This is a genomic window from Solwaraspora sp. WMMD792 (assembly GCF_029626105.1).
Classification (GTDB): domain Bacteria; phylum Actinomycetota; class Actinomycetes; order Mycobacteriales; family Micromonosporaceae; genus Micromonospora_E.
This window is the reverse complement of sequence record NZ_JARUBH010000009.1, coordinates 4,944,501-4,970,937: the sequence shown is the minus strand read 5'-3', so window position 1 is coordinate 4,970,937 and position 26,437 is coordinate 4,944,501. Positions and strand designations below refer to the sequence as shown.

The 26,437-nt window shown below is 72.3% G+C and carries 25 protein-coding genes and 2 pseudogenes; 21 read left to right on the top strand and 6 right to left on the bottom strand.

Annotated elements, in window-relative coordinates; genetic code table 11:
- The first annotated feature begins 98 nt into the window (after window positions 1–98).
- From O7629_RS23205 to pstB, 6 genes are all read left to right on the top strand, one after another.
- Window positions 99–989 (top strand): NUDIX hydrolase, encoded by an 891-nt coding sequence (locus O7629_RS23205; protein ID WP_278174649.1) that lies wholly within the window; start codon window positions 99–101, stop codon window positions 987–989.
- 104 nt (window positions 990–1,093) lie between these two features.
- Complete coding sequence (locus O7629_RS23200) at window positions 1,094–1,618, top strand: hypothetical protein (RefSeq protein ID WP_278171747.1); 525 nt, start codon at window positions 1,094–1,096, stop codon at window positions 1,616–1,618.
- Between the two features lie 229 nt (window positions 1,619–1,847).
- On the top strand, window positions 1,848–2,951 hold the full coding sequence (pstS, locus tag O7629_RS23195) for a phosphate ABC transporter substrate-binding protein PstS (protein ID WP_278171746.1): 1,104 nt from the start codon (window positions 1,848–1,850) through the stop codon (window positions 2,949–2,951).
- Window positions 2,952–3,068: 117 nt separating this feature from the next.
- The gene (gene pstC / locus O7629_RS23190) at window positions 3,069–4,103 is read left to right on the top strand and encodes a phosphate ABC transporter permease subunit PstC (RefSeq protein ID WP_278171744.1); all 1,035 of its coding nucleotides are present in this window, start codon (window positions 3,069–3,071) and stop codon (window positions 4,101–4,103) included.
- Entirely contained in the window at window positions 4,100–5,164 is a 1,065-nt protein-coding gene (pstA, locus tag O7629_RS23185; RefSeq protein ID WP_278171743.1) for a phosphate ABC transporter permease PstA, read from the top strand. Before pstC ends, pstA begins: the two co-directional genes overlap by 4 nt.
- 20 nt (window positions 5,165–5,184) lie before the next feature.
- Window positions 5,185–5,964 (top strand): phosphate ABC transporter ATP-binding protein PstB, encoded by a 780-nt coding sequence (gene pstB / locus O7629_RS23180; protein ID WP_278171742.1) that lies wholly within the window; start codon window positions 5,185–5,187, stop codon window positions 5,962–5,964.
- A 54-nt stretch (window positions 5,965–6,018) separates the two neighbouring features.
- On the opposite strand, the gene mshD is transcribed toward pstB, so the two are convergent.
- The 3 genes from mshD to O7629_RS23165 all read right to left on the bottom strand — a co-directional run bounded on the left by mshD (window position 6,019) and on the right by O7629_RS23165 (window position 8,945).
- Entirely contained in the window at window positions 6,019–6,933 is a 915-nt protein-coding gene (gene mshD / locus O7629_RS23175) for a mycothiol synthase (protein WP_278171740.1), read from the bottom strand.
- 56 nt (window positions 6,934–6,989) lie between these two features.
- Window positions 6,990–7,961, bottom strand: coding sequence for a polysaccharide deacetylase family protein (locus O7629_RS23170; RefSeq protein WP_278171738.1), 972 nt, complete (start codon window positions 7,959–7,961; stop codon window positions 6,990–6,992).
- Between the two features lie 267 nt (window positions 7,962–8,228).
- The gene (locus tag O7629_RS23165) at window positions 8,229–8,945 is read right to left on the bottom strand and encodes a response regulator transcription factor (RefSeq protein ID WP_278171736.1); all 717 of its coding nucleotides are present in this window, start codon (window positions 8,943–8,945) and stop codon (window positions 8,229–8,231) included.
- A gap of 674 nt (window positions 8,946–9,619) precedes the next feature.
- Here O7629_RS23165 and O7629_RS23160 point away from each other — a divergent pair.
- The 6 genes and pseudogenes from O7629_RS23160 (at window position 9,620) to O7629_RS23140 (ending at window position 13,821) form a co-directional block, all read left to right on the top strand.
- A complete protein-coding gene (locus O7629_RS23160) occupies window positions 9,620–10,450 on the top strand; it encodes a hypothetical protein (protein WP_278171734.1) in 831 nt (276 codons plus the stop codon).
- A gap of 113 nt (window positions 10,451–10,563) precedes the next feature.
- Window positions 10,564–11,376 carry a DUF2993 domain-containing protein gene (locus O7629_RS23155; protein ID WP_278171732.1) on the top strand — a complete coding sequence of 271 codons (813 nt, stop codon included), beginning with the start codon at window positions 10,564–10,566 and terminating at the stop codon, window positions 11,374–11,376.
- A 113-nt stretch (window positions 11,377–11,489) separates the two neighbouring features.
- A pseudogene (locus O7629_RS33655) lies at window positions 11,490–11,570 on the top strand (Ms5788A family Cys-rich leader peptide); the annotation flags it as partial.
- Window positions 11,571–11,793: 223 nt separating this feature from the next.
- Entirely contained in the window at window positions 11,794–12,642 is an 849-nt protein-coding gene (locus O7629_RS23150; protein WP_278171731.1) for a sulfurtransferase, read from the top strand.
- Window positions 12,643–12,644: 2 nt separating this feature from the next.
- A complete protein-coding gene (locus tag O7629_RS23145; RefSeq protein WP_278171729.1) occupies window positions 12,645–12,986 on the top strand; it encodes a DUF1416 domain-containing protein in 342 nt (113 codons plus the stop codon).
- A 367-nt stretch (window positions 12,987–13,353) separates the two neighbouring features.
- Window positions 13,354–13,821, top strand: a complete 468-nt coding sequence (locus tag O7629_RS23140) for a lamin tail domain-containing protein (protein WP_278171727.1) — start codon at window positions 13,354–13,356, stop codon at window positions 13,819–13,821.
- 123 nt (window positions 13,822–13,944) lie between these two features.
- Here O7629_RS23140 and O7629_RS23135 read toward each other — a convergent pair whose 3' ends face one another.
- On the bottom strand, window positions 13,945–18,408 hold the full coding sequence (locus O7629_RS23135; protein WP_278174648.1) for a S8 family serine peptidase: 4,464 nt from the start codon (window positions 18,406–18,408) through the stop codon (window positions 13,945–13,947).
- A gap of 384 nt (window positions 18,409–18,792) precedes the next feature.
- On the opposite strand from O7629_RS23135, the pseudogene O7629_RS23130 reads away from it, so the two are divergent.
- Together O7629_RS23130 and O7629_RS23125 are read left to right on the top strand one after the other, a co-directional pair.
- Window positions 18,793–19,251: pseudogene (locus O7629_RS23130) on the top strand (winged helix-turn-helix domain-containing protein); the annotation flags it as partial.
- A gap of 368 nt (window positions 19,252–19,619) precedes the next feature.
- Window positions 19,620–20,597 (top strand): hypothetical protein, encoded by a 978-nt coding sequence (locus O7629_RS23125; protein WP_278171725.1) that lies wholly within the window; start codon window positions 19,620–19,622, stop codon window positions 20,595–20,597.
- 39 nt (window positions 20,598–20,636) lie between these two features.
- Here O7629_RS23125 and O7629_RS23120 read toward each other — a convergent pair whose 3' ends face one another.
- Window positions 20,637–21,002, bottom strand: coding sequence for a DsrE family protein (locus O7629_RS23120; RefSeq protein ID WP_278171723.1), 366 nt, complete (start codon window positions 21,000–21,002; stop codon window positions 20,637–20,639).
- Between the two features lie 25 nt (window positions 21,003–21,027).
- Between O7629_RS23120 and mtfM the strand changes: the two genes are divergently transcribed.
- The 5 genes from mtfM (at window position 21,028) to O7629_RS23095 (ending at window position 24,373) form a co-directional block, all read left to right on the top strand.
- The gene (mtfM, locus tag O7629_RS23115; RefSeq protein WP_278171721.1) at window positions 21,028–21,132 is read left to right on the top strand and encodes a small membrane protein MtfM; all 105 of its coding nucleotides are present in this window, start codon (window positions 21,028–21,030) and stop codon (window positions 21,130–21,132) included.
- Window positions 21,133–21,147: 15 nt separating this feature from the next.
- Window positions 21,148–21,777, top strand: coding sequence for an FABP family protein (locus tag O7629_RS23110; RefSeq protein ID WP_123605847.1), 630 nt, complete (start codon window positions 21,148–21,150; stop codon window positions 21,775–21,777).
- A 75-nt stretch (window positions 21,778–21,852) separates the two neighbouring features.
- Window positions 21,853–22,275, top strand: a complete 423-nt coding sequence (locus tag O7629_RS23105; RefSeq protein WP_278171720.1) for a Fur family transcriptional regulator — start codon at window positions 21,853–21,855, stop codon at window positions 22,273–22,275.
- On the top strand, window positions 22,275–23,363 hold the full coding sequence (locus tag O7629_RS23100; RefSeq protein WP_347403737.1) for a folate-binding protein: 1,089 nt from the start codon (window positions 22,275–22,277) through the stop codon (window positions 23,361–23,363). Before O7629_RS23105 ends, O7629_RS23100 begins: the two co-directional genes overlap by 1 nt.
- Window positions 23,364–23,416: 53 nt before the next feature.
- On the top strand, window positions 23,417–24,373 hold the full coding sequence (locus O7629_RS23095) for an asparaginase (protein ID WP_278174647.1): 957 nt from the start codon (window positions 23,417–23,419) through the stop codon (window positions 24,371–24,373).
- A gap of 63 nt (window positions 24,374–24,436) precedes the next feature.
- On the opposite strand, the gene O7629_RS23090 is transcribed toward O7629_RS23095, so the two are convergent.
- Window positions 24,437–25,246, bottom strand: coding sequence for an alpha/beta hydrolase (locus O7629_RS23090; protein ID WP_278171719.1), 810 nt, complete (start codon window positions 25,244–25,246; stop codon window positions 24,437–24,439).
- 142 nt (window positions 25,247–25,388) lie between these two features.
- Between O7629_RS23090 and O7629_RS23085 the strand changes: the two genes are divergently transcribed.
- Both O7629_RS23085 and O7629_RS23080 read left to right on the top strand, forming a co-directional pair.
- A complete protein-coding gene (locus O7629_RS23085) occupies window positions 25,389–25,973 on the top strand; it encodes a helix-turn-helix domain-containing protein (RefSeq protein WP_278171718.1) in 585 nt (194 codons plus the stop codon).
- Entirely contained in the window at window positions 25,970–26,431 is a 462-nt protein-coding gene (locus O7629_RS23080; protein WP_278171717.1) for a hypothetical protein, read from the top strand. The genes O7629_RS23085 and O7629_RS23080 overlap by 4 nt, the downstream gene beginning before the upstream one ends.
- The last annotated feature ends 6 nt before the right edge of the window (window positions 26,432–26,437 follow it).

The following is a 26,437-nucleotide window of genomic DNA, read 5'->3' as shown; positions in this document are numbered from 1 at the left end:
ACGGCGGGGCGTGCTGGCCGGTCTGCCGGACGACGACCTACGCTCGGCGCGTGCCCACCGACGACGACGTCACGGCTTTCGCCGCGCCACCCGATCCGATGCTGTTCGCCGTGCCCGAGGCAATGGTCGAGCAGGCCAGCCGGTTCTACGCGGCCGGCCGGGAACCGGTGCGACCACGGGTCGCCGCGACCGTGCTGCTGCTGCGCCCGACGACGGATCCGAGCCCGGCGACGGCTCCGGGCCCGACTACGGATCCGGGGCCGAAGGGGGAGCTCGGCGGCACCGGGTTCGAGGTCTACCTGATCCGGCGGGTGGCGGCCGTCGCCTTCGGCGGGGTGTACGCGTTCCCCGGTGGCGGGGTGGACCCGTCCGACGCCGCCGGTGAACTGGACTGGGCCGGGCCGGATCCGGAGCACTGGGCGGCGCGGCTGGGGTGTCCGCCGGACCAGGCGCGGGCAGTGGTCTGCGCCGCCGCCCGGGAGGTGTTCGAAGAGTCCGGGGTGCTGCTGGCCGGCCCGGACGAGACCACTGTGGTCGACGCGGTGGACGGTCCGGAGTGGGAGGTCGACCGGCAGGCGTTGCTCGCCCGGACGCTGAGCTTCGCGGAGCTGCTGCGCCGTCGGCGGCTGACCCTGCGGTCGGACCTGCTCGCCGCATGGAGTCGGTGGATCACCCCGGACTTCGAGCCGCGCCGGTTCGACGCCCACTTCTTCGTGGCCCGGCTGCCGATCGGGCAGGCGACCCGGGACGTGTCCGGTGAGGCGGACCAGACGGTGTGGATCCGGCCGGGACTGGCCCTGGACCGGGCGGAGACCGGCGACTGGCAGCTGCTGCCACCCACCCGGGTGACGCTCGACGAGGTCGCCGGCTGCGCCGACCCGGATGCCGTCTTCGCCGCCGCAGCCGGCCGGGATCCGGCCGTACCGGTGACCCCGCAGCTGCACGTGGATCCGGACGGGACGGTCAGCTTCGCGGTTGTCAAGCCCTGATCTGGATAGATGATCTTGCGTTACCAAGCGGTGATACTTTGGCGCGCACAAACGCGACAGGGTGCCGGGCGGTCCTCGCCCGCCACCGCTACCGGACGGGACAGATGGCTCCACGACCAGGGACCTCAGCCGCGCGAGGTGCGCCGACGGACGCCGACGACCTCGTGCATCTTGCCGTGCCCGCCGAGTACGTCTCGCACATCGCCCGGCTGATCGAGGAGCTCGACCAACGGCCCAGGCCGATCCCGAAGCCGGCCCGCCGGGCCCGGTCCACGGCCCGCGCCGCCAAGGAGTGGCCGGTCGAGGAGTTGCGCCGGTTCGCCCAGGGCCGGTCCCGGACCCACCAGACCGTGTTCGCGATCCTCGACCTGCTCGCCGAGCACCCCGGCGAGACCATGTCGGTCGGCGACCTCGCGGCGCGGCTCGGCAGCCCGGTCGACAAGGTGATCGGCGCGCTCGGTGGGTTGACCCGGATCGTCAAGGCGTACCACGACTATCCGAAGTGGGGGCTGCCGCTGCAGCGGATGGCCCGGACCGGTTCCGGCCGCTCCGGTGCGGTCGGCTACCAGCTTCCGGCCGAGCAGGCCCGCCGCTGGCGGCTGGTGCGGCGCGGTCGGCCCGAAGGCTGATCACCGACGTAGGCGGCGAAATGCGTCGGCCGAGGTGCGACGCCGGTCACAGTCGAGCGTGGGCTCAGCTTGGACGGCGACCATACAACCCCCGTTCACCTTCTGTTCACCATGCTCCGGTCGGCAGTTTAGCCACGGCTCGTACCGTCCTCGGCGTTCGAGACGGTGAACTCGCCCCCGCGACCCTTGGGCGGCGACTCGCCACCCGACCTCAGAGAGGCAACACACCGTGAATCGTAAGTCCCTCCGGCTGGCCGCCCTGCCGGCCGCCGTCATGCTTACCCTCGGCGTGGCCGCGTGCGGCGACGACGGCGACACCGGCTCGGGGTCTGACAACGGCTCCGACACCTCGGTCAGCGGCGACCTCGCTGGCGCTGGCGCCTCCTCCCAGGGCGCCGCGATGGAGGCGTGGATCGCCGGATTCACCTCTGTCGCCCCGGACGCGACCGTCACCTACGACCCGATCGGCTCCGGCGGTGGCCGCGAGCAGTTCACCAGCGGCGGATCCGACTTCGCCGGCTCCGACGCCTACCTCGACGAGGAAGAGGTCGCCGCCGCCCTGGAGACCTGCGGCGAGCAGGGCTTCATCGAGTTCCCCGGCTACATCAGCCCGATCGCCGTGGCGTACAACCTGCCGGGCGTCGAGACGCTGAACCTGTCGCCGTCGGCGATCGCGAAGATCTTCGACAACAAGATCACCAACTGGAACGACCCGGCGATTGCCGAGCTCAACCCGGACGCCGCGCTGCCCGACCTGGCGATCACCGCCGTGCACCGCTCGGACGAGTCCGGCACCACCGAGAACTTCGTCGACTACCTGGCCAAGGCCGCCCCGGCCGACTGGCCGTACGAGGTCTCCGGCGACTGGCCGACCACCGGTGGCGAGGCCGCCGCGCAGACCCAGGGCGTCGCCGCCGCGCTGCGCGGCGGTGAGGGCACCATCGGCTACATCGACGCCTCCCAGGCCACCGACCTCGGCGTCGCCGCGGTCCAGGTGGGCGAGGAGTTCGTGGAGTACTCGGCCGAAGCCGCCGCCAAGGTGGTCGACGCCGCCGAGACCGTGGCCGGTCGCCCCGAGTTCAGCTTCGCCATCGACCTGCCCCGGGACACCACCGAGGCCGGCGTCTACCCGATCGTGCTGGTCTCCTACCAGCTGGCCTGCGTCAACTACGACAGCCAGGAGAAGGTCGACCTGGTCAAGGCGTTCTTCAACTACGTGATCAGCGAGGAGGGCCAGCAGGCCGCCGCCGAGAACGCCGGCTCCGCGCCGATCTCCGCGACGCTGCGCAGCCAGGCGCAGCAGGCCATCGACGCGATCACCGTCGCCGGCTGAGTCCAGCACCACGTCCAGCCCCTGCGACCCAGGTCCGGACGGTCACCCGGTGGCCGTCCGGACCTGCGGCGTATCCCCGCACCGCCCGTCACGACACGGCCTGAGGAGGCGTAATCCGTGACAAAGCCCGCCACCGCGCAGAGCGGTACCCCATCGAGTGATCCGCCGCCCGGCGGCGACTCGCCGCGCGGCACGTCGACGGGCGAGCCGCCGAACGCCGAGAGCCGTCGCCGGGGCCGGTCCGGCAAACGGATCGGTGACCAGATCTTCTCCGGCACCGCCGTCGGTGCCGGCGTGCTCATCCTGGTCACCCTCGCCGCGGTCGCGGCCTTCCTGCTCTACGAGGGTCTCCCCGCCCTGGTCGCCGACCCAGAGGAACTGCCCGGCGGCGAAGGCTTCATCGCATACGTCACCCCGCTGCTGTTCGGCACGGTCCTCGCCGCGGTGATCGCGCTGGTGTTCGCCACCCCACTCGCGATCGGCATCGCGCTGTTCATCTCGCACTACGCGCCGCGCCGGGTCGCCGCCGGTCTGGGTTACCTGGTCGACCTGCTGGCCGCTGTGCCCAGCGTCGTCTACGGACTGTGGGGCATCTTCTTCCTCGCCCCGAACATCGTCCCGGTCTACCGGTGGCTGGAGGAGTACCTGGGCTTCATCCCGTTCTTCGCCGGCCCCGCCTCGGCCACCGGCCGGACCATGCTGACCGCCGGTCTGGTGCTGGCGGTGATGATCCTGCCGATCATGACCGCGGTCAACCGGGAGGTCTTCCTGCAGACCCCCCGGCTGCAGGAGGAAGCCTCCCTGGCGCTCGGCGCCACCCGCTGGGAGATGATCCGGATGACCGTGCTGCCGTTCGGCCGCTCCGGGATCATCAGCGGCAGCATGCTCGGGCTGGGCCGGGCGCTCGGCGAGACCCTCGCGGTCGCGATGGTGCTCTCCGCCTCCGACGTGATCACCATCAACCTGATCGACTCGGTCAACAGCAGCACCATCGCCGCCAACATCGCGTTGGACTTCCCCGAGTCCAGCGGGCTGGCGGTGAACGCGCTGATCGCCACCGGCCTGGTGCTGTTCGCACTGACCTTCGTCGTCAACTTCGCCGCCCGGGCCGTCGTCGCCCGTCGGCGCGACTTCTCGGGAGCGAACGCATGACCACCATCACCCCGCCCCGGGCACCCGTCACCAGCCCGCTGACCAGTGGCGTACTGCCGAAGTGGGCACCATGGGCGGTGGTCAGCGGCAGCCTGTCGGTCGGCCTGGTCGGCGGCCTCAGCCTCGGGCTGGCCCTCCCACTCTCACTGGTCATCGGCGTACTGCTGGTCATGGTGGCCCTGCCGGCGGTCTCCTGGCAGGTCGAAGGCGGTCGCCGGGCCAAGGACCGGTTCGTGACGGTGCTGGTCAGCCTCGCCTTCACCCTCGCGATGTTGCCGCTGCTGTCGTTGATGATCACCGTCACGCAGAACGGCATCCACCGGTTCGACGGAACCTTCCTCAGCAGTGACATGCGGGGCGTGCTGGGTGAGGGCGGCGGGGCGCTGCACGCCATCGTCGGCACCCTGATGATCACCGGTGCGGCCACCCTGATCTCGGTGCCGGTCGGCGTGATGTGCGCCGTCTACCTGGTCGAGTACGGCAAAGGCCGGCTGGCCCGGTGGGTGACCCTGCTGGTCGACGTGATGACCGGTATCCCGTCCATCGTGGCGGGTCTGTTCGCGTTCGCCTTCTTCGCGATCTTCTTCGGCCCGAGCATCCGGTTCGGCCTCGGTGGTGCCGTCGCCCTGTCGGTGCTGATGGTGCCGGTGGTGGTCCGGTCGGTCGAGGAAATGCTCAAGCTGGTGCCGAACGAGCTGCGCGAGGCGTCGTACGCGCTCGGCGTACCGAAGTGGCGCACCGTGCTGCGGGTGGTGCTGCGGACCGCCGCCCCGGGCATCGCCACCGGCGTGACCATCGCCATCGCCCGGGTGATCGGCGAAACCGCCCCGCTGCTGATCATCACCGGCAGCACCACGGCGACCAACTGGAACCTGTTCGACGGCCGGATGTCCTCGCTGCCGATCTTCACCTACTACTCGTACAGCATCCCCGGCGCCCGGCCGGAGTTCGGTGTGGAACGCGCGTGGGCGGCGGCGCTCACCCTGTTCGTCATCGTCATGGGCCTCAACCTGGTGGCCCGGCTGATCTCCCGCTTCTTCTCCCTGCCGACCAGCCGCTGACCGCGGAAAGGACCCCTCAAGTGGCCAAGCGCATCGAAGTCTCCGACCTCGACATCTTCTACGGCAACTTCAAGGCCGTGGAGCAGGTCGACATGACCATCGAGCCGCGTTCCGTGACGGCGCTGATCGGCCCGTCCGGCTGCGGCAAGTCGACCTTCCTCCGCTCGCTGAACCGGATGCACGAAGTGGTGCCCGGCGGCCGGGTGACCGGCAAGGTCGCGATGGACGGCGACGACCTGTACGGCGTCGGCGTTGACCCGGTCGCGGTACGGCGGCAGGTCGGCATGGTGTTCCAGCGTCCCAACCCGTTCCCGACGATGTCGATCTACGACAACGTGGCGGCCGGGGTGAAGCTCAACGGTGGTCGGATGCGCAAGGCCGACCTCGACGAACTGGTCGAGCAGACGCTGCGCGGCGCCAACCTGTGGGAGGAGGTCAAGGACCGGCTGGGCCGGCCCGGCTCCAGCCTGTCCGGCGGGCAGCAGCAGCGGCTGTGCATCGCCCGGGCGATCGCCGTCAAGCCCGCGGTGCTGCTGATGGACGAGCCGTGCTCCGCGCTGGACCCGATCTCCACCCTCGCCATCGAGGACCTGATGCACCAGCTGAAGACCGAGTTCACCATCGTCATCGTCACCCACAACATGCAGCAGGCGGCCCGGGTCAGCGACCGCACCGGCTTCTTCAACATCGCCGGCACCGGGCAGCCCGGCAAGCTGATCGAGATGGACGACACACAGCGGATCTTCAGCAACCCGAAGGTCAAGGCGACCGAGGACTACATCACCGGCCGGTTCGGCTGACCGCGACCGGTCCCGGCAACGACCGGCCGGTGCCGGTCGGCCGAGGCCGGCCGGTCAGCGCTGGCGGTAGGTCACGTCGGCCGACCAGCGCAGGAAGCCGAGCCGGGTGTAGAGCCGTACCGCGGCGGTGTTCGACTCGTCGACGTAGAGCATCGCCCGGTGCAGCCCGGCGGCGGCCAGGTGCCGCAGCCCGGCCAAGGTCAACGCGCGGCCGAGACCACCGCCGTGCGCGTCCGGGTCGACTCCGAGTACGTAGACCTCGCCGACCGCCGGCCCGGTGTGCACCTTGGTCCAGTGGAAGCCGAGCAGCCGGCCGGCCGGATCCTCGGCGAGCAGGAAACCGGCCGGATCGAACCACGGCTGCGCGATCCGGGCGTGCAGTTGCGGCAGCTCCCAGCGGCCCTGCTCGGGGTGGTCGGCGAACGCCTTCGCGTTGAGCGCCACCCAGGCCGCGTCGTCCTGACCCGGCACGAACGATCGCATCCGTACCCCGGCTGGCAGGTCCGGCTCGGGCAGCGGGCCGGCCAGCTTGCGGCGCAGCTGCAACAGCACCCGGTCGCGGACCAGGTCGTGGTCGAGGGCGAGGGCGGCGGCCGACGGGTGGTCGCCGTGCGCCCAGACGCGCAATGCGGCCGTCGGGCCGGCGGCGGCGAGCAGCCCGGCGAGCAGTCGACGACCGTACCCGCGTCGCCGGTGCGTCGGATGGACCACCAGCTCGGCGACCGGGCCGGCCGGATCGGTCGGGTCGAGGTGCGCGTACCCGATCATCTCGCCGGTCGGGGCGGTCAGCGTGAGATGCCGAGCGGAGGCCACGTCCCGCAGTCCGATGACGACCTGCTCCGGCAGTGGGTCGGCGCCGTCGGTGTCGGCGGCGGCCGCAGCCAGCTTCAGTACCTGGTCGACCTGGGTAGGGTCGAGCCGGTCGGACCGCTCGACGGTCGTGGTCGTCTGGGTCACCCGCTCAGCCACGTGCCCCACCGTATCTCCCGCCGGGTCCGCCCGTCGCGGCGCGGCGGGTTCGCGGGTCAGAGCTGGCCGGTGCGCAGGTGCAGCCGGCGGCTGCGCTGATCGGCGGGTTCGGCCATCGGCGGCAACGCGTCGACCAGGAGACGCTGCCGCAGGTTCGGCAGGATCGAGCGCAGCGCCAGCACCGTACCGGTCCGGTTGCCACCGGCGTCGTGCAGCAGCACGATCGACCCGGGTACGGCCTGCGCGGTCACCGTCGCGGTGATGCTGCCCGCACCGGGCTGGAAGTAGTCGGCCGGGTCGATGGTCCAGTGGATCGAGGTCATGCCCAGTTCCCGCGCCACCTCGACCACGGCGGGAGTCCAGAAGCCACCGGGTTGGCGATAGTAGGAGACGGGGTGGCCGGGGGCGGCGGCCCGGATCGCCTCGGAGGTGCGGATCAGATCGGTGCGGATCGCGGCGGTCGGGTAGCTGCCGAGGTCGAAGTCGTGGCTCCACGAGTGGTTGCACAGGGTGTGCCCATCGGCGGCGATCGCCCGGACCAGCTCGGGATAGGCGACCACGTTCCGGCCGACCAGGCAGAAGGTCGCCTTCACCCCGAACTGGCGGAGCACGTCGAGGGTCTGCTGGGTGTGCACTGGGTGCGGGCCGTCGTCGAAGGTGAGGGCGACTGCGGCGCTGCCGCTGGTCCGCCGGGTGCCGTGCGGTCCGCTGCGGTCGGGGGCCAGCGGGGCGTACGCCGGCAGCCGGGCCGCCGAACGGTCGGAGTTCGGCTGCTGAGGGTCCGGCTGTTCGGGGTCCGGTCGGTCCGGGTCCGGCCGGGCGCCGTCCCGCTGGTCCGGATCCGGGGTCCCGGCGGACGACGACGGCGCCGCCGTGGACCGGACCGGTGGCGGCATCAGGTCTGGGTCGGGTCCGCTGCGGGTTGGGTCCGGTGCCGGCGCGGGCGTGGGGCCCGGGTCGGCCCGTTCGGCCGGCGCACTGCTGGAACCCAGCAGGTACGCGCTGGTCAGGAGGGCCGTCACAGTCACTGCGGCGATGGTCAGCCCACGTAGACCCGCCAGCACCGTCACTGCAGCCCTCCCACCGTCGGTCGGTTGTGTCTGCCCGACGCTAGGAGGCTGCCGCTGGCTGATTACATGAAACGGTTGATAACTGATCTAAACGATCTATTCGGACGAAAAACTGAGGCGCCATCCGGACAGATCCGGATGGCGCCTCAGTTGATGTTTCGGTGTTGCGTCACGGTAGGTGGCGGGATCCGCTAGACCGACAGCCGGTCCGGCTGGACCTGCCGGCTACACCGGCAGCGGTGCCGGCTCGGTGTCCGGCAGCGACGAGCGGCTCGGCGGCACCACGAACTTGTAGCCGACCTGGCGCACCGTGCCGATCATCGACTCGTACTCCGAGCCGAGCTTGGCCCGCAGCCGCCGCACGTGCACGTCGACCGTCCGCGTACCGCCGAAGTAGTCGTAGCCCCAGACCTCGCGCAGCAGCTGGTCGCGGGTGAAGACCCGCCCCGGGTGCTGGGCGAGGAACTTGAGCAGCTCGAACTCCTTGTAGGTCAGGTCGAGCGGACGGCCCTTGAGCTTTGCCGCGTAGGTGTCCGGGTCGATGGTCAGCTCGCCGGCCCGGATCAGCCCGCCCGCGCCTGACGTGGCGTTGGTCAGCCGACCTACCGCCAACCGCAGCCGCGCCTCCACCTCGGCCGGGCCGGCGCTGGCCAGGATGACGTCGTCGACGCCCCAGTCGGCGTTCAGCGCGATCAGGCCGGCCTCGGTGACCACCGCGACCAGCGGGACGCCCAGACCAGTGGCATGCAGCATCCGGCAGGTCGCACGGGCCTCGGACAGCTCCGACCGGGCGTCGACCAGGACCGCGTCCGGGCTCGGCCCGGAAACCAGGGTGCGGACGTCGCGGGGCGCGGTCCGCACCGAGTGGGGGAGCAGGTCGAGTGCGGGCAGTACGGCCGACGGCTCGCCCGCACGGGCCGTTACCAGCAGCAGGATTTCCACACATCACCTCCGTCCTCGCGGCCTGTCCCGGCCGCGCGTGGTGACCGCGGACGCCGGCCACGTGGCCGTCACCGCAGACAGTGGCGTCGAACCCCGGCTTCGCTGACGGGTGGTTAAGCCATGAGCTTAACCGATTAGGTGCCGGAAACAGCGGGGCGGTGAGCTGTTCATCTGTGCGTTCGGCCATAACGGCCCCGCGCCGTCGCCAGCGGGCCACCCGCCCCGTCTGGCACCATCAGGGCGTGCATCCCTCCACGCCATCCGAGACCGGACGCGGACAGTGGCCTGACGGTAGCCGGGAGTCGCCAACCGGGCCACCGCCCGGCGGGCGGCCCGGCGGCATGCGGGGCGGCCCCGGTCGCGCCGTCGTCCCGGGACCGCCGGACCCCGGCCCACCGGTGCCGGGCCGGGCACCGGCCCCAGGTCGGGCGCCCGCTCCCGGTCGGACACCTGGTCCCGGTCGGGCGGCCGCGCCGGTACCCGGTCGGGCACCTGCTCCCGGCCCGGCCCCTGGTCGGGCTCCGGCGCCTGCCCCGGGCCACGCGCCCGCTCCCGGTGGTGCGGCCGCTGCGGCCGGCGAGGCCGCCGGTCCGTCCGGCGCGGCGGACCGCCGGCCGGCTGACCGGCCGGACCGCACCGGGGAGCAGGAAACCGTCAGCAGCCGGTCCACGCCGGTGCCGGTCAGCCGGACCATCTCGCTCACCGTGGCCGGGTTCTCCGTGCTGCTGGCCCTGGGGCTGATCTTCGGGGGGCAGACCGCCGGGCCAGGGCTGGCCCGGACCCCGTTCACCATCGTCGTCTTCGGCGTACAGCTGCTCTTCGTGATTTCCTGGACGTTGGCGATCCGGCCGCCGGCAATGCCGGTCATCGGCGGGGTGAGTCTGCTGGCCGCGGCCGCCGCCGACATCGGAGCGTTGCTGCCGACCGTCGCGTCGCTGGCCCCGGTCGGGTACGCCGCGGCAGGCGGCTTCGTCGTCGCGGTGCTCGCCCAGCTGATCCGACCGGCCGACCGCACCAGGGTCACCGAGTCGCTCGGCGCCACGTTGCAGATCGTCGTCGGAGTGGTCGCCTTCGCCACCCTGATCGTGCTCAGCCGGCTGCAGCTCGGTGGTACCCAGACCATCGTGGTGGCGCTGGCGGGCACCGGCATCGCCCTGATGACCGCCCGGCTCACCGACGCGGTGATGGCCCGGCCGCGGCTTGCCCCGCAGGTGCCCCGGGGCGCCACCGGCGTGGTGCTCGGTGCGATGGTCGGCACGCTGGCCAGCGCGGTGCTCGGCATCTACGTGGTCGGCTTCACCCCGGTCACCGCGGCCCTGGTCGGCCTGGTCGCGGCGAGCGCGGCGGTCCTGGTCGATCTGGCCACCGGCTACGCCGAGGCCAGCCGGCAGATGGCCGGGGAACCGCCGACCATGTGGGTGGCCCGGCACATGCAGGGACCGCTCGGCGGGTTCGCCCTCGCCGCGCCGCTGTCCTACGCCCTCGGTGTGCTGATCTTCAACTGAGGCGCCGGGTCGGTCAGGTGATGTGCCGGGTCGGTCGGGCCGGTGCCCGGGTGAGCCGTATTCAGGTTGGGTAGATACGGTACGGCGCATCCGTCCGCAGCCGAGGAGGCACCGTGTCGACCTATCCGGCGTACCAGGAGGAACCGGTCCGCCGGTCACGTCCTCGGCGGCAACCGGGCCGACGAGCGCGCCGGCTGCTGGCCGTCGTCGCGGTGCTGCTGCTGGTTCTGGCGCTGGTCCTGGTCGTCGCCGACCGGGTCGCCGTCGCCTACGCCGAACGGGCGGTCGCTGACCAGATTCGCCAGCAGGTGGCCGGGCAGAACATCGAATCCTCCGAGCCGGAGGTGTCGATCGGCGGGTTCCCGTTCCTCAGCCAGGTCGCCACCGGCCGCTACCAGTCGGTCTCGATCGTGCTGCGCGACGTGTCGGCGGCGGTCAACGGCAACAGCGTGCGGCTGCCCACCCTCGACGTCGACGCGCGGGGCGTACAGGCGCCGTTGGAGACGCTGCGCACCGGGCAGGGTGAGGTCACCGCGGAGACCGTGCAGGGCACCGCCACGGTCTCCTACGACAGTATCGTCCAGTTGATCGACCAGCCCGGCGTGGAGTTGTCCGAACAGGACGGACGGCTCGGCGTCACCGCCCCGGTGGACATCCTCGGCCAGCAGGTCACCCTGACCGGTACCGCGGACCTGGAGGTCGCCCAGGGCGAGGTGCTGCTGCGCTTCGACGAACTCGCCGCCGAAGGGCTGCCCGGCGACGAGGCGGCCCGCGGGTTCGTCGAGGCCTACGCCCAGCAGTTGTCCATCGCGGTGCCGCTGCCCGCCCTGCCGTTCCAGCTCGACCTGCAGGAGGTGGCGGTGACGCCGGCCGGCCTCGCCGTCACCGCCACCGCCACCGACGTGCCGCTGAGCGCACTCGGCTGACCAGCCTGCTCGGCTGACCGTCTCCGGCGGGGGTGGCGCAGGTCTCAACCCGCGGATGTCCCATTGCGTGGTCGGATCGGTGACCGTCCGGAAACAGGCTGGTAAGCTTCGGCCCCATGGGGAAGTTCCTCACCAAGCGGCGCGCGGTCGACCTGTGCCGTGTGGCCACCTGCCTGTGTCGCCCGGTCCTCTGACGGCGGGCTGACCTGGCGGGCTGTCGTCGACCCCTTCTGTGGTCGGTGACCAGCGCCGAAGAATTCTCACCATCGCCCGGCAGCGGCGCCGTCGCACGTCCGTGATCCGTCCTCCAGGGTCCCGCACAGGTGCGACAACCTGCGGCGTGGACTCGCCACCGATCCGCTTCCTCCGCACCGGCGGCCCGCCGGGCAAGGGGGAGACCAACCAGGGAGTGATCTGATGAGTCGCGACACCGCACTCGTTTCGGCCGACTGGGCCGAGAAGAACCTCGACGCCCCGGGCGTCGTCTTCGTCGAGGTCGACGAGGACACCTCCGCGTACGACGGCGGGCACATCGCCGGCGCGGTCAAGATTGACTGGAAGACCGACCTGCAGGACCCGGTACGCCGCGACTTCATCAACAAGTCGCAGTTCGAGGCGCTGCTGTCCGAGCGGGGCATCGGCAACGACGACGTCGTGGTGCTCTACGGCGGCAACAACAACTGGTTCGCCGCGTACGCGTACTGGTACTTCAAGCTGTACGGCCACCGCGACGTCAAGCTGCTCGACGGCGGCCGCAAGAAGTGGGAGCTCGACGCCCGCCCGCTGACCACCGAGGTGGTCGCGCGCCCGGCCACCCAGTACGTCGCCCAGGAGCCGGACAGCTCCATCCGGGCGTTCCGCGACGAGGTGGTGGCCGCGATCGGCACCCAGAACCTGGTCGACGTCCGCTCGCCCGACGAGTTCGCCGGCCGGCTGCTCGCCCCCGCCCACCTGCCGCAGGAGCAGGCGCAGCGGGCCGGGCACATCCCGACCGCGGTCAACGTGCCGTGGTCCAAGGCCGCCAACGAGGACGGCACCTTCAAGTCCGACGACGAGCTGCGCGCCCTGTACGCCGAGGCCGGCCTTGAAGACGGCAAGGACACCATCGCGTACTGCCGGATCGGCGAGCGTTCCTCGCACACCTGGTTCGTGCTCAAGGAGCTGCTCGGGCACTCCAACGTGAAGAACTACGACGGGTCCTGGACCGAGTACGGCTCGCTGATCGGCGTGCCGGTGGTGCTCGGCGACGAGCCCGGGAAGGCGTGACGATGACCGCTGCGACCACACCGAACGCCGCGACCGCGGCGGGCTGCGCCGCCCCGGACCAGGCGGCACCGCTTCCGGCCAGCGTCGACCTGGCCAAGGAGACCGTGATCACCGGGACCGTGCGGTCCGCCGACGGCGAGGCCGTGGCCGGCGCGTACGTTCGGCTGCTGGACTCCACCGGCGAGTTCACCGCCGAGGTGGTGACCTCGCCGGCCGGCCAGTTCCGGTTCTTCGCCGCACCGGGCAGCTGGACCCTGCGGGCCCTGTCCCGGCACGGCAACGGTGACACCCCGGTGACCGCCGCCCAGGGAGTCAACGAGGTCTCGGTGACCGTCGGCAGCTGACGCCCGGCCCGAACCGACCCGACGACAGGCCGCCGCCCCGGAACTTTTCCGGGGCGGCGGCCTGTCGGCTTCGTGACCGACATTGCCGGCGAATTGCCCGTCGTCGGTCCCCGCTGTCGCCCTGTGGACAGCGGAAACGGCCGACCGACGGCGTCACCCTGGTCGCTCCGGCCGGTGGTCACGCCGACAAGTCACCAGCGCCCGACATGACGGTGCGGCAGGACGAACTGACTTGATGACGTCACTCTCTAGTGAATTGGTCGGCCTGTCGTACACAATTTTTCGTGGCGGTAGCGGGCGTGCGGCGAATCGTTCTTCTGATTCCTCGACGACGCTTTGCGAAAATTGCTCATCCCATGGGGGAATCATGCGAAAGACTGTCGGTGTCCTGACTGCGGCGATGCTCGGGCTGGTCACCTCGATGACCATCGCCGCACCTGCGAGTGCCGCGCCCAGCCTGCGGGTGCACAGCGTGCAGTACCACCCGAACGGCGTCGACGACGGCAGCGGTGCGCTGGCCAACCGGGAATGGCTGCAACTGGTCAACCGTGGCAAGACGGCGATCAACCTGCGCGGCTACACGGTGCACAACAAGAACGGCCGGACCTACCGGTTCGGCGACGTCGTCATTCCCGCAAAAGGTGGACGGCTGTGGCTGCGTTCCGGCACCGGAGAGGACACCGCGCGGACCGTCTACTGGAACAACAACGGTTTCGTGTGGGACGTCGAAGGTGACAAGGCATTCCTGCGAAACCGCAAAGGCCACGCCGTACACACCTGTTCCTGGTCCTACGTGAAGGGCCGGGACTGGGTGCGATGCCCGGTCAACCCGTGACGACTCCGGGTTGACCGCCGGCGGGTGCCGGGCCAGAGCTGGGCTGGCCCGGCACCCGTTCTCACCGTCGATCAGACGCGCCGACGGTCGGACCGGCCGCGCCGGTCAAATCCGCCGCGCCGGTCAGATCCCGCCGAGGCGGGCCGGGCAGGGATCGACCGGCTCGAGCACGCTGTCGACCGTGGTGACGATCCCGGCTGGCAACCGTTCCTGCCGGGCCTGCGGCACCCAGCCGTCCTTGGCGGTGATGATCTCGTACTGCCCGCGTGGCAGCCAGTACGCGTACCCGCCGTCGGCGTCGGTGCGCAGCGTGTAGCCGGTGCCCGGATCGGTCAGCGAGTTGAGCCGGATCGTCGCCCCGGCCACCCCGACCTCGACCCCGGCGCAGCTGACCCCGGTGACCGTGCCCTGCACCTTTGCCCAGGACGCCGGCGGCGAGACGTTCATCTGCACGTCCACCTGGCCCACCGGGTACGGGGTGTCGGACCGCACCCCGAGGGTCGCGGCGTACCGGCCGGGCTGGTCCACGCCGGCCTCGGCGGTCGCCGTCAACGTGACGGTGACCGTCCGGGAAGCGCCGGGGGCCAGCGTGAAGCTGCCCGGGTCGGTGACCAGCCACGGCAGGTCGGCTGCGGCGTCGCACAGCTCCAGCCCGGCGAGCACCTCCACCTGCGCCGAACCGACGAACGAGCTCGGCGAACCACCGACCTTGTAGGCCCCGCAGGCGCCGGCGCCCCGGTACCGGGCGAACTCGGTGTTCGGCAGGTCCCGCCACTCACCGGCGGCCGGGTCGAAGCCGACCGTACGGTTCGTCACCGTGGTGGACGCCCCGGTCACCCCGCCGGCGATCACCAGCAGGCCACCGGCCGCCGCGTACTGCCCGCCCCACAGATCGAGCGGCAGGTCCGGCAACGGGCTCCAGGCGTCGGTGGCCGGATCGTAGGCGTACGTCGACCGGTACTCGACGGTGCCGGCGCCGCCGGCGCAGTACGCCAGCTCACCGATCCCGCCACAGGCCAGCCAGGACGCGGCGACCGGATAGTCGGCCCGGGACCGGAACGTGCCGGTGCCGGTGTCGAACGCCAGCACCGTACGCGAGTCGGTGCAGGTGCCGTCGATGCAGCCGCCGATCAGGTAGATCGTGCCGCCGATGACGGCGGACCCGGCCGCGGCCCGTGGTGCGGGGCTGGTCACCCCGGACAGCGTTGCCCACGTCCCGGTCGCCGGGTCGAACACGTCGACGCTCGCCACCGGAGTCCCACCGGCACCCCACCCGCCGAACAGGTACAGCTTGCCGCCGGCCGCGGCGAGCACCGGCTTGCTGCGGGCCGTCGGCAGGTCGGGCAGGGCGCTCCAGGCGTCGGTGACCGGGTCGTAGACCCAGGCGTCCCGCTCGGTGCCGGTGGTGCTGCCACCGCCGACCGAGTAGACCTTGCCGTCGAGGGTGGCGGCCGCGTTGTCGAAGACCGCGGTCGGGTGGTCCGGGGCCCGCGTCCAGGCATCGGCGGCCGCAGCCGTCCCAGCTCCGGCCGCCTCCGAGGCGGCGGTGATCCGGGTCGGCGCGGCGCCGGCCGGGGCACCGTACGCCGGACCCTGCCAGGCCTTGCTGATCCCCTTCACCTTGTGTTCGACCAGCGGGGCACCGTCGCCGCCCAGCAGGCTGAAGCCACCGTCGCCGGTCAGCATCTCGACCTCGGCCGGTGCGCTGCCGGTGTTGGTCACCGTCACCTTGGCCTTGCGGGTGCTGCCGTACGGCTGGTGGGACACGACCGGGCTGGTCGGGCTGATCGTCAGCCGGCCGGCCTTGACCGAGAAGTCGGCCCGGCGGGCCCGGTCGGCGACCACCGTCACCGTCCGGCTGCGTACCTGGTACGGCGCCCGCGTCGCGGTGAACTCCTGCTCCCCGACCAGCGGCGAGAAGAGCTGGTAGAAGCCGTCGGGCAGGGCCGGGTCGTCCGGCGTGGCGGCGGAGACCGCCCGTACCGTCGGGTCGGTGGCGCTGGCCACCGTGACCCCGTTCAGCGCGGCCCCGGTGTTGTGGTCGGTGGTGTTGCCGACCAGCAGGCCACCGGGCAGCGGAGTGCAGCTGCGGTCGACCACCTCGACGTCGTCGACCTGCCACCACCAGGCGTAGCTGCCCTGGAAGCGGAACCGGATCAGCACCTCGTCGGCACCGGCCACCGAGGTCAGCGGGATCTCCTCGGTGCGCGGTCCGCGCCGGCTGGTGGTGTACCGCCACACGTTGGTCCAGCTGGCGCCGCCGTCGACCGAGACACCGATCTCGGCGCTGTCGCTGAGCCCCACCGCCCGCCAGTCGCTGGCGAACCGCAGGTACGGCGCGTCCGCTGCGGACAGGTCCAGCATCGGGGTGACCAGGTCGGTGTCCTGGACCTCACCGACGCCGAGCGCGTCACTGTCGATGTTGGCGAAGCCGCCGTCACCACCGGTCAGGTTGCCCCGCGAACCGATGTCGGTGAACTCCCAACCGCCGCCGTCGGTACGGTTCACCACCGACCAGCCGTCCGGGGTGTCGGCGGTCGGGAAGCTCTCGGCGAGCACCGGGTCGCCGAAGCTGGCCACGTACCCGGGGGTGACACACTCGGCGGTGACCGGCACCGCCAGGTGGACGGTGCGGTCGGTGTCCCCGGCCGGCACCTCCACCCGGGCCGGCTGGTATCCGGCGAGCGTCGCCGTGGCGACCAGCGTCACGGCGGTGCCGCCGGGCACGGTCAGCGTGTAGCGGCCGGATGCCGGATCGGTGTAGGTGGCCGTCTCGGGTCGCCCGTCGACCTCGACCCGGGCGTAGAGCGGCCAGCCGTGGCCGGCCGCGTCGGTGACCCGACCGCTGAGCGTGACCAGGGTGGTGGCGGCCAGGTCGAAGTCCTGCTCGACGGTGCCGTCCTCGGCGACCGTGACCGTGGCGCTGTCCGGCTGGTAGCCGAACGCGCTGGCGGTGATGGTGTGCTCGCCGGTCGGCAGGGTCAGCGAGTAGCCGCCGTCGGTGCCGGTGGTGACGCTGCGGTCGCCGGTGGAGACGGTGGCGCCGGGCAGCGGGTCGCCGTCGCCGGTGACCACGCCGGTCACCCGGCCGGCGGGTCCGCGCGGGGCGGCCTCGACGGCGGCGTACGCGTCGAGCCGTCCCTCACCGAAGTTGTTGTTGTTGGCCGCGGTCCCGCCGCAGCTGGTGTCGTCGGTGTCGATCGCGGTGCCGTCCAGCAGGGCCCGGGTGGCGGCGATGTCGCCGTGCAGGGTCGGCGCCGCCGACCAGGCCAGCGCGACGGTGGCGGCGACGTGCGGGGAGGCCATCGAGGTGCCGCTGTACGCCGCGTACCCGCCACCGGGGACGCTGGAGCGGACCGCGGTGCCGGGCGCGGCGATGTTCGGCTTGACCGATCCGTCGACCAGCGAGGCGCCCCGGCTGGACCGGGCGGCGATCCGGTGGTCGGCGTCGTAATTGCCGGCTGCGTACGCCTGCGGGTAGTCGCCGGGGGAGCTGGCGGTGCCGCAGCCCGGTCCCTCGTTGCCGATGGCGAAGGCCGGGAAGATGCCGGCGGCGATCCAGGCGTCGACGGTCTGCCGGTACCACGGGTCGTCCTGCCCGCCGCCCCACGAGTTGTTGACCACGTCGGCGCGCAGTTCCGGCCGGGGGTTCGCGCCCGAGGTGTCGGTCGGGGCGAGCACCCACTGGCCGGCGGCCAGCAGCGACGCGTCGGAGCAGGTGTCCACCTCGCAGCCCTTGGCGGCGATCCAGCGGGCACCGGGTGCCACTCCGGTCTGGTTGTCGCCGCCGTCGTCGCCGGTCATGGTGCCGGTGACGTGGGTGCCGTGACCGTTGTTGTCACAGGGGGTCCCGGCCGGGCAGATGCCGGTCGGGTCGAACCAGTTGTAGTCGTGGTCGTAGCCGCCGGTGCCGGCTCCCCGGTAGCTGGCGGCCAGGGCCGGGTGGTCGAACTCGACGCCGCTGTCGATGGTGGCCACGACGATCCCGTCGCCGCTGGTGCCGAATTCGGACCAGACCTGTGGCGCCCGGACGTCGTCGATGTTCCACTCGACGGCCGTGGTGCCGGCGTCGTCGCCGACCGGCGGCACCGGTTCGGCTGGTTCCGGGGTGAGCAGCGGGTAGCTGCGGACCGGTTCGAGCTGCTGCACCTCGGGCAGGGCGGCGATCCGGTCGGCCAGGTCCCGATCGCCGGTGACCCGGACCGCGTTGGCGATCCAGTACGCGGTGTAGCCGGCCTTCCGCCCGTCGAGCAGTTTGCGCAGGCTCTGCTGGCTGCGCTGGGCGGTGCTGGTCAACTCGTGGTAAACAGCGTCGGCTCGGGCGTCGGCGCGACGGTCACCGGCCGGCATTCCGGCGCTGGCGGCATCGGCCGCGCCGGACAGGTCGGCGCGGTCGCGCAGGTAGACCATGAAGTCGACGGTGCCGTCCCGGTCCAGTTCGGCGGCGAGTTCGGCGCTGATCGGCGCGGTGGCCGACCCGTCGACCGGGCCGGCACCGGGTGCGGCGGTCGCGGCGGCGGGTTGGGCGGTCACCGCGAGCAGGGTGATCAGCCCAGCGGTGAGCGTCCGGTGCAGCAGCCGGCCCAGGCCGCCGCGGACGCGGCGGCGGGCGGTGCTGCGGTCACTATGGTGTCGTCCGATTCGGCGGCGGGGCAGGTCGACCACGCGGTCCCCCCATGCTCGTAGGCGGCCCGTACTCGCCGGACCGCGGGATCAGCGGACCGGAAAGCCCGATATCCGCCCAAGTCGCGTGCGGGCAGTGCTCTACGGATAGTTTTCGCACGGCGGCTACGAGTCATGCTTTAGTGGGCGACGTTGGTGATCAATGGGGTCTGTTGGGCAGTTTTCAGGCAGTACCCGGGCAACACGTGGTCGAGCGTCGGGCCGAAGTGGTATCGGTGACTGTCGCTGTTGACTCCGGCGACTAAACGGCGTTGTCTGATGACACGCAGCAACCTGGGGAGGAGCGCGGTGGTCAACGGTGAGGTGCCACTGGTCGTGTGTGTCACCGCTGACGTAGCCGTCCGTGAGCGCGTCGTAAGACGGCTCGACGACTGCGGCACGGTAGTCATCTGTACTGATTTGGCCGAGTTACGGGCGATGTTGTTCCCGCCCGTACCGGCGGAGGACCCGGAGCCGGCGGCGCCGGTCGTGCTCGGCGACCTCGTCGTCGACGTGCCCGGCCATCTCGTCACCTGGCGGGGTGAGCCGTTGGCGCTGACCCGGCTGGAACGGGAGTTGCTGGCCCGGCTGGCCACCCCGCCGGTGGTGGTCTGGACCTACGAACGGCTCTTCGGCTCGGTCTGGGGCGGGGCCTACCTCGGCGACACGGCCATCCTGCATTCGGCCGTGAAACGGCTGCGCCGCAAGTTGCGCGGCGCCGGCGGCGGCCTGGAGATCCAGACCGTACGGGGCGTCGGCTACCGGCTCGCGTCGAGCGCACCGGACAACTTCGGCGCATCGGCGGCGGGACCGGACCCGGCCGGTTACCGGCGGGACGACCTGGCCAGCGACGACGCTGGCCGTGACGACGTGGCCGTTCGTGACGACCTGGCCGTTCGTGAGGAGCTGACCGGTCGCGACGACGTGGCCGTTCGCGACGAGCTGGTCCGCGACCAGTTGGTCCACGAGGATGCGGTGCCGAGCGAGCCCGGCTGGGACGGGCCAGATCGGGAGCTGCCGGAGCAGCGGATCGGCCGGCCCGTCGAGGTCGGCTGCTGACCGCTGTCGGGCGGGCCGGCTGTTGACGGCTGTCGGGCGGGCCGGCTGCCCTGGCCGGTGCCTGGCACGATGGCCGGGTGACTGACGACCCGCCCGCGACCCCGGCCGTCCCGCCGGCACACCTGGCCGCAGCGGTCCCGCCGCCGTCGGCGGGACCGCCGGCCGCCACCGTACCGCCGGCCGCCACCACACCGCCGAACGCCGCTGGCCAGAGCCCGGTGCGTCGGTGGTGGCGGTGGTGGCTGGCGGCCGCCGCAGTGGCCTGGATCGTGCTGCTGTTCGGCCTGGCCGTGCAGTCCCAGCGGGACGACAGCCCGACCGTTCGCGAGCAGCGCGACATCGGGCAGGCCCGGCCGGTCGCCGACCGGGCGGCGATCGACCTGACCACTGCGGTCGGCGACGCCGGGGTGGTGGTGCTGGCCGAGGAGCAGATCACCGAGGGCTGCCGGATCACCCCGATGCGACCCGGCGCCGAACTGACCCGGGTGCTCACCGCCTACACGGCGCCCGACGCCGGCCCGGCGTTGCTCGACCGGATCGCCCGCCGGCTCCCGGCCAGCTACGCCGCGATAGCCCGGCACGACGCCACCACCGGCCGGTCGCGGCTCGGTGCCGACGCCGGTGATTTCGTCGCGGTCCGCGGCGAACTGATCCGCGCCGGCGTGGTGCAGCTGCGCATCAGCACCGGCTGCCGCCCGGCGTCCGACGGGTCCCGGCCCGCACCCGCCGACCCCCGGCCGGGCACCACCGCCGGCGCGACCCCGCGCAGCCACGCCGAGTTGCTGGCGGGCGCCTTCGGGGTGGCCGACGTACAGGCCGCATCGTCGGTCGAACTGCCCTGTCCCGACGGCGACGGACAGCTCAGCAGCTACGCGCTGACCGCGGTCAGCACAGCGGAGTCCGACGAGTGGGCGTCGCTCGGCTTCACCATGCCGCGCGCCACCGTCGTCTCCGATCAGCCACCGCTGTTCGTCCACCGATACGACACCAAGGGCACCGTGGTGCGGCTCGACGGCGACGACGTCTGGATCGCCGCCACCGACTTCACCTGCTGATCCCGATCCCCGCTGACCCGTCGGCGACTGCCAGCCCGGTCAGTAGACGAGGGCCTGGACGCCGTCGGCCATGATTTCCTCGACGAAGACCGCCGCCCCGGCGATCCGTACCCCCGGCAGCACATCGTCCGGGCCGAACCCGCGGCGGGCCGCGCACTGCGTACAGACCGTCACCCGACCACCGCTGGCCAGCACCGCGTCCAGCAGGTCGGGCAGCGGCGCCGAATGCGGCAGGTCGAACTCGGCGGCCCGGCCGGGCAGCCCGAACCACGCCGATTCACCGGTCAGCCAGAGGGAGACCTCGACGCCGGCCGCGGCGGCGGTGCCCGCTACGGTGAACGCCTGGGCGCACCGCTCCGGCTCGTCCGAGCCGGCGGTCGCCTTTACGACGAGAGTGCGAGCCATGCGGCCAGCATAGGATGGCCTTGTCATGGTTACCGAGATCGGGTTCGTCAGCCTGCTGGTGGCAGGCTTTGGCGCGCTCGCCGGTGGCCTGGTCTACCTCGCGGTCCGCATCTGCCGTGGACGCTGGTGAGAAAGCGGAGGACCGATGAGCGCGAGCAGCGCGTCCGGAGCGGGACAGCCGAGCACCGAGGAGAACCCGGTCCGGCCGCCGTGGCTGGACGCCCCGCCGGTCGACCCGTACCCGTTCGAGGAGAGCCACGACCTGCGGGTCGGCCCGAAGCTGCACCCGGCGTTGAACGCGCTGCTGCCCTACATCGGGGTGTGGCGTGGGCGGGGGCGCGGCGGCTACCCGACGATCGAGGACTTCGACTACGCGCAGGAGATCCGGATCAGCCACGACGGCCGGCCGTTCCTGCAGTACGAGTCGCGGGCCTGGCTGCTCGACGAGCAGTCCCGCCCGGTGCGCCCGGCCGGTCGCGAACTCGGCTGGTGGCGGGCGGTCACCGACGCCGACGGCCGGGCCACCGGTGAGCTGGAGGCGACGATGATGACCCCGACCGGGGTGATGGAGCTCTACCTGGGCCGGGTCACCGGGGTGCAGGTCGAGCTGGCCACCGACGCCGTGGTGCGTACCGGTACCGCCAAGGAGGTCACCGGCGGTCACCGGCTGTTCGGCATCGTCGAGGGGGCGCTGCTGTACGCCCAGGAAATGGCCGCCGTCGGTCAGCCGCTCTCCCCGCACCTGTCCGCCCGGCTGATCCGGGTCGGCGGCTGATCCGGGTCGGCTACGGAGACGGGTCGGCCACGGAGACGGGCCGGCCACGGAGACGGCGGCGATAGGATGGCGACGGTGGCTGAATCTTCCCTGGCAGAGATGCTGCGCTCGCGCGGGCTACGGCTGACCGCGCAGCGTCAGCTGATCCTGGAAGCGGTGCACGAGCTGGGACACGCCACCCCGGAGCAGGTGCTCAACGCGGTGCGCGAGGTCGCCGCCGGGGTCAACATCACCACCATCTACCGCACTTTGGAGCTGTTCGAAGAGCTGGGCCTGGTCACCCACACCCACCTGTCGCACGGTTCACCGACGTTCCACTCGGTCGGCGAGGACCAGCATGTCCATCTGGTCTGCCGATCCTGCAAGTCGGTCTCGGAGATGGACCCGGCGCTGGCCGAGCCGCTGATCACCGCGCTCGCCGAACAGCGCGGCTTCCAAGTCGACATCGGCCACATGGCGTTGTTCGGCACCTGCGAGCGGTGCGGAGGAAAACAGTGATCGACGTAGCCGGCGCGGTGGACATCGCCGACGTGGCCACCGGATCCCCCGACGCCGGGGTCGCCGCCCACTACGGCGACCCGATGCGTGAGCAGCGTCGGCTCGCCACCGAGGTCGGCCTGGTCGACCGGAGCAACCGGGGCGTGCTGGCGGTGCCCGGTGCCGAACGGATCGGCTGGCTGCACACCCTGACCACCCAGCACCTGGCGACGCTGCGCGCCGGTCAGGGCACCGAGCTGCTGGTGCTCTCCCCGCACGGCCACGTGGAGCAGCACGCGATGGTCGCCGAGGACGGCACGACCACCTGGCTGGACACCGAGCCGCAGATGGCCGGCGAACTGCTGGCGTACCTGCTGAAAATGCGGTTCTTCACCCAGGTCGACCCGGCGGAGGTGACCGCCGACTGGGCGGTGCTGTCGCTGGTCGGCCCGGCTGCGGTCGACGCGGCGGCGGCGCTGGGCGTGACCGGACTGGCCGACCCGGACCTGCTGCCGGTGCCCGCGTCGAAGTTCGCCGCCGGGTCGATCCCCGACCGGCCCACCGTGCTCTACCCGGTGGCCGCGCTGCCGACGGACGGGCCGTACCGGGGTGGCTGGGCCCGTCGGGTGCCACTCGGCGTCGACCTGCTGGTACCCCGGGCCGCGACAGCACAGCTGGTGGCCGAGGCGACTGTGGCCGGTGCCGCCCCGGCCGGGCTCTGGGCGTACGAGGCGATGCGGGTCGCCTCGCGTACCCCCCGGGTCGGTCTGGAGACCGACCACCGGGCGATTCCGGCGGAGGTCGGCCTGCTCGGACCGGCGGTCCACCTCGACAAGGGCTGCTACCGGGGGCAGGAGACGGTGGCCCGGGTGCACAACCTGGGCCGGCCACCGCGCCGGCTGGTGCTGCTGCACCTCGACGGGGTGGCCAGTGACACTCCGCCGGACGCCGGCACCCCGCTGACCCTGGAGGGCCGGACGGTCGGCTTCGTTGGCACCGCGCTGCGCCACCACGAGCTCGGCATGGTCGCTCTGGCGGTGGTGAAACGCAACGTGCCGGACGACGCCGATCTGCGTGCCGGTGAGTTCACCGCCGCGATCGAGCCCTGAGCCGGGATGTCGCAGAGTTGACCGGGTACGCCGGCGGGGTGCCGCTGGTCGAGATGGCCCGCTCCGGTTTCGTGGAGAGCCGGCATCACGGCTCACTGGTGGTGCTGGCCGCTGACGGCGGCCTGCGGGAGCGGTTCGGCGACGTGGAGTCGCCGGTGTTTCCCCGGTCGGCGAACAAGCCGTTGCAGGCGATCGGCATGCTGTGGGCCGGGCTGCGGCTGGCCGATCCCGCCGATCTGGCGGTGGTCTGTGCCAGCCACAGTGGCGAGGACTTCCACCTGGCCCGGGTGGCTGCGCTGCTGCGTACCGCCGGGCTCACCGAGGCGGCGCTGCGCTGCCCGCCGGAGCTGCCGGTCGGCGCGGCCGCCGCGGCCGACGTGCTGCGCGCCGGTGGCGGGCCGAGTCGGCTGCAGATGAACTGCTCCGGCAAGCATGCCGGGATGCTGCTGACCTGCCGGGCGGCCGGCTGGCCGGTGGAGGAGTACTGGCATCCGGAGCATCCGTTGCAGGAACGGATCCGGGCCGCCGTCGAGGAGTACGCCGGTGAGCCGGCCGCCGCCGTCGGGGTGGACGGCTGCGGCGCGCCGGTGCTGGCGCTGTCGCTGACCGCGGTGGCGCGGGCGTTCCTGCGGCTGGTACACGGCCTCGCCGGGTCGGTGGAGCGGACCGTGGCGGACGCGATGCGGGCGTACCCGGAGCTGGTGGCCGGCACCGGACGGGCCGACACCCGGCTGATGCGGGCGGTGCCCGGGCTGCTGGCCAAGGTCGGCGCGGAGGGTGTGCTGGCGGTGGCGGTGCCCGGCGTCGGGGCGATCGCGGTGAAGATCGACGACGGTGCGCAGCGGGCGACGGTGCCGCCGGTGGTTGCCGCGCTGCGCCGGCTCGGCGTCGGCACGGGCACCGACGCCGAGGGCCTGGATTCGATGGCTCTGGCCGAACTCGGTGAGCCGCCGGTGCTCGGTGGCGGCCAGCCGGTCGGCGCGCTGCGCGCCCTGTGCCGGCCGTCCTGACGAGGCTGGCCGGCGGACGAGTTGGCTATCGCACGGTGATCGTCGATCGCACGGTGTGGTCGTCTATCGCGCGGTGTCGGCGAGGAACTCGCGCAGCGCGGCGTCGACCGGCCCGGGGCACTCCAACGGCAGCAGGTGGGCCGCGCCGGGCACGTCCGGCAGCCGCCGGGCGGTCGGGATGCCGGTGCTGATCAGGTCGGCCAGGGCAAGGATGTCCGGCACGTCGAGCGCCCCGGCGCCGACCAGCACCGGCACGCCGATCTCAGCGAGCCGGCGGGCCGCCGGTGGATCGAGTTCGCGGTGGGTGACGTCGCCGAGCGCGGCTTCGGCGGCGAGCGCCCGACGGTCCATTTCGCGGGCGAAGGCGATCAGCTCCGGGTCGACATCGGCGGGCTGCCGATGCGGGCCGACGACCCAGAACCGCACCTCGGCGTCGGCCATCGCGTCCAGGTCCTCCGGGTCCACCGCGCCGACCAGGTCGTCCCAGAGCTGTTCGGTGGCGTCGGACCAGTCGTGGCCGCCCAGTGCCGACCCGAACAGGGCGAGGGCGGTGACCCGGCTGGGATGGGCGAGGGCGGCGTCGATGGCGACCGCGCCGCCGAACGAACAGCCGACCAGCGCGGCGCGGGCGACGCCGAGCGCGTCCAGCAGGCCGATCACGTCGTCGTGGTGGGCGAACGCGGTGGCCGGCAGATCGGACTCGCCGTAGCCGCGCAGATCCATGGCGATCACCCGGTGCCGGTCACGAAGCGCGGCGACCTGCGCCCGCCACATCCGGCGGTCGGCGATGCCGGCGTGGATCAGCAGTACGGGCGGCCCGGTGCCGACGTCGTCGTAGCTGATTGTCGCGTCGCCAACCCGGATCGTCGTCATCGGCGGGGAGCCTAGCGACACGGGGCGGGTGGCCGCCAACGACTTTCCCGGCGGCTCCTCCCGCCGAACCTTCCGGGTGACTCCGCTAACTTTCGTTAGCGTTTCGCTAGCAGTTGCAAGCAGATCGGGTTACCGTCGAGGCATGGCAACACCGAAGGACCTGCCCCGCGACATCGGGGGCTTCATCCGCGACCTGCGGCACAACGCCCGCATCTCGCTGCGGCAGCTCGCCGAGCAGGCCGGCGTCAGCAACCCCTACCTCAGCCAGGTGGAGCGCGGCCTGCGCAAGCCGAGCGCGGAGGTGCTCCAGCAGTTGGCCAGCGCACTGCGGGTCTCCACGCCGGTGATGTACCTGAGGGCCGGGCTGCTCGACGACAAGGACGGCCAGGGCGTGCTCGCCGCGATCGCTTCGGACCCCGACCTCACCATGGCGCAGAAGCAGTCGCTGAGCCAGATCTACGAGACGTTCCGCCGGGAGAACGCCCGGCACGCCGGACCGGACGCCGACGCGGACGCAGCTACCGCCGCCGAAGAAGTTGAGGAGCAGACCCTGCAGTCGGTCGCCGTCACCGAGGCCGGGGCCGCACCTGGCCCGGCGACCGAGGACCCGCCGTCCACCGCGCCGACCAGGACCACCTCCCGGCAGAAGACCACCCCCCGGCGTCGTACGCCCCGGGCCGGGGAAACCGAGCAGGCCGCCGCAGCGGCCGAGGAGGAGCAACGATGAGCCAGCCGAAGACCAAGCGGATCCCAGCACCCCTGTACGCCGTCGCCGGCGCCGGCGACCTGGCTTACCAGCAGCTGCGCAAGCTGCCGGTGGCCGTCACCCAGCTGACCGGCAAGGCCACCCTCGGCACCGTCGGCCTGCGGGAGAAGGCCGCACAGAGCACCGCCGAGCTGCGTGAGCGGGCCAACACCGGTGCCGACCTGGAGCGCCTGCGGGCGATCGCGCTGCGCAACCGCGACGCGGTGCTCGCCGGTGCCCAGTCGGCCGGGCAGCGGGCCGTGGCGATCTACGGCACGCTGGTGGCGCACGGCGAGCGGGTCGTCGGCACCGGGGTGGTCCGGGCCGCCGACACCGTCAACGCCGACATGGAGACCACCGAGGCTCCGGCCCAGGTCACCGCAGCACCGGAAGCCGACTCGACCGAGTCGGCCAAGCCCACCCAGGCCAAGGCCGAGTAGTTCCGG

What these genes read in the sequence shown, in the direction of transcription:
- O7629_RS23205 (WP_278174649.1), top strand. Translation starts at nt 99, where the DNA reads ATGCTGTTCGCCGTGCCCGAGGCAATGGTCGAGCAGGCCAGCCGGTTC.
- O7629_RS23200 (WP_278171747.1), top strand. Translation starts at nt 1,094, where the DNA reads ATGGCTCCACGACCAGGGACCTCAGCCGCGCGAGGTGCGCCGACGGAC.
- pstA (WP_278171743.1), top strand. Translation starts at nt 4,100, where the DNA reads ATGACCACCATCACCCCGCCCCGGGCACCCGTCACCAGCCCGCTGACC.
- O7629_RS23150 (WP_278171731.1), top strand. Translation starts at nt 11,794, where the DNA reads ATGAGTCGCGACACCGCACTCGTTTCGGCCGACTGGGCCGAGAAGAAC.
- O7629_RS23145 (WP_278171729.1), top strand. Translation starts at nt 12,645, where the DNA reads ATGACCGCTGCGACCACACCGAACGCCGCGACCGCGGCGGGCTGCGCC.
- O7629_RS23140 (WP_278171727.1), top strand. Translation starts at nt 13,354, where the DNA reads ATGCGAAAGACTGTCGGTGTCCTGACTGCGGCGATGCTCGGGCTGGTC.
- O7629_RS23120 (WP_278171723.1), bottom strand. Translation starts at nt 21,002, where the DNA reads ATGGCTCGCACTCTCGTCGTAAAGGCGACCGCCGGCTCGGACGAGCCG.
- mtfM (WP_278171721.1), top strand. Translation starts at nt 21,028, where the DNA reads ATGGTTACCGAGATCGGGTTCGTCAGCCTGCTGGTGGCAGGCTTTGGC.
- O7629_RS23110 (WP_123605847.1), top strand. Translation starts at nt 21,148, where the DNA reads ATGAGCGCGAGCAGCGCGTCCGGAGCGGGACAGCCGAGCACCGAGGAG.
- O7629_RS23095 (WP_278174647.1), top strand. Translation starts at nt 23,417, where the DNA reads ATGGCCCGCTCCGGTTTCGTGGAGAGCCGGCATCACGGCTCACTGGTG.
- O7629_RS23090 (WP_278171719.1), bottom strand. Translation starts at nt 25,246, where the DNA reads ATGACGACGATCCGGGTTGGCGACGCGACAATCAGCTACGACGACGTC.
- O7629_RS23085 (WP_278171718.1), top strand. Translation starts at nt 25,389, where the DNA reads ATGGCAACACCGAAGGACCTGCCCCGCGACATCGGGGGCTTCATCCGC.
- O7629_RS23080 (WP_278171717.1), top strand. Translation starts at nt 25,970, where the DNA reads ATGAGCCAGCCGAAGACCAAGCGGATCCCAGCACCCCTGTACGCCGTC.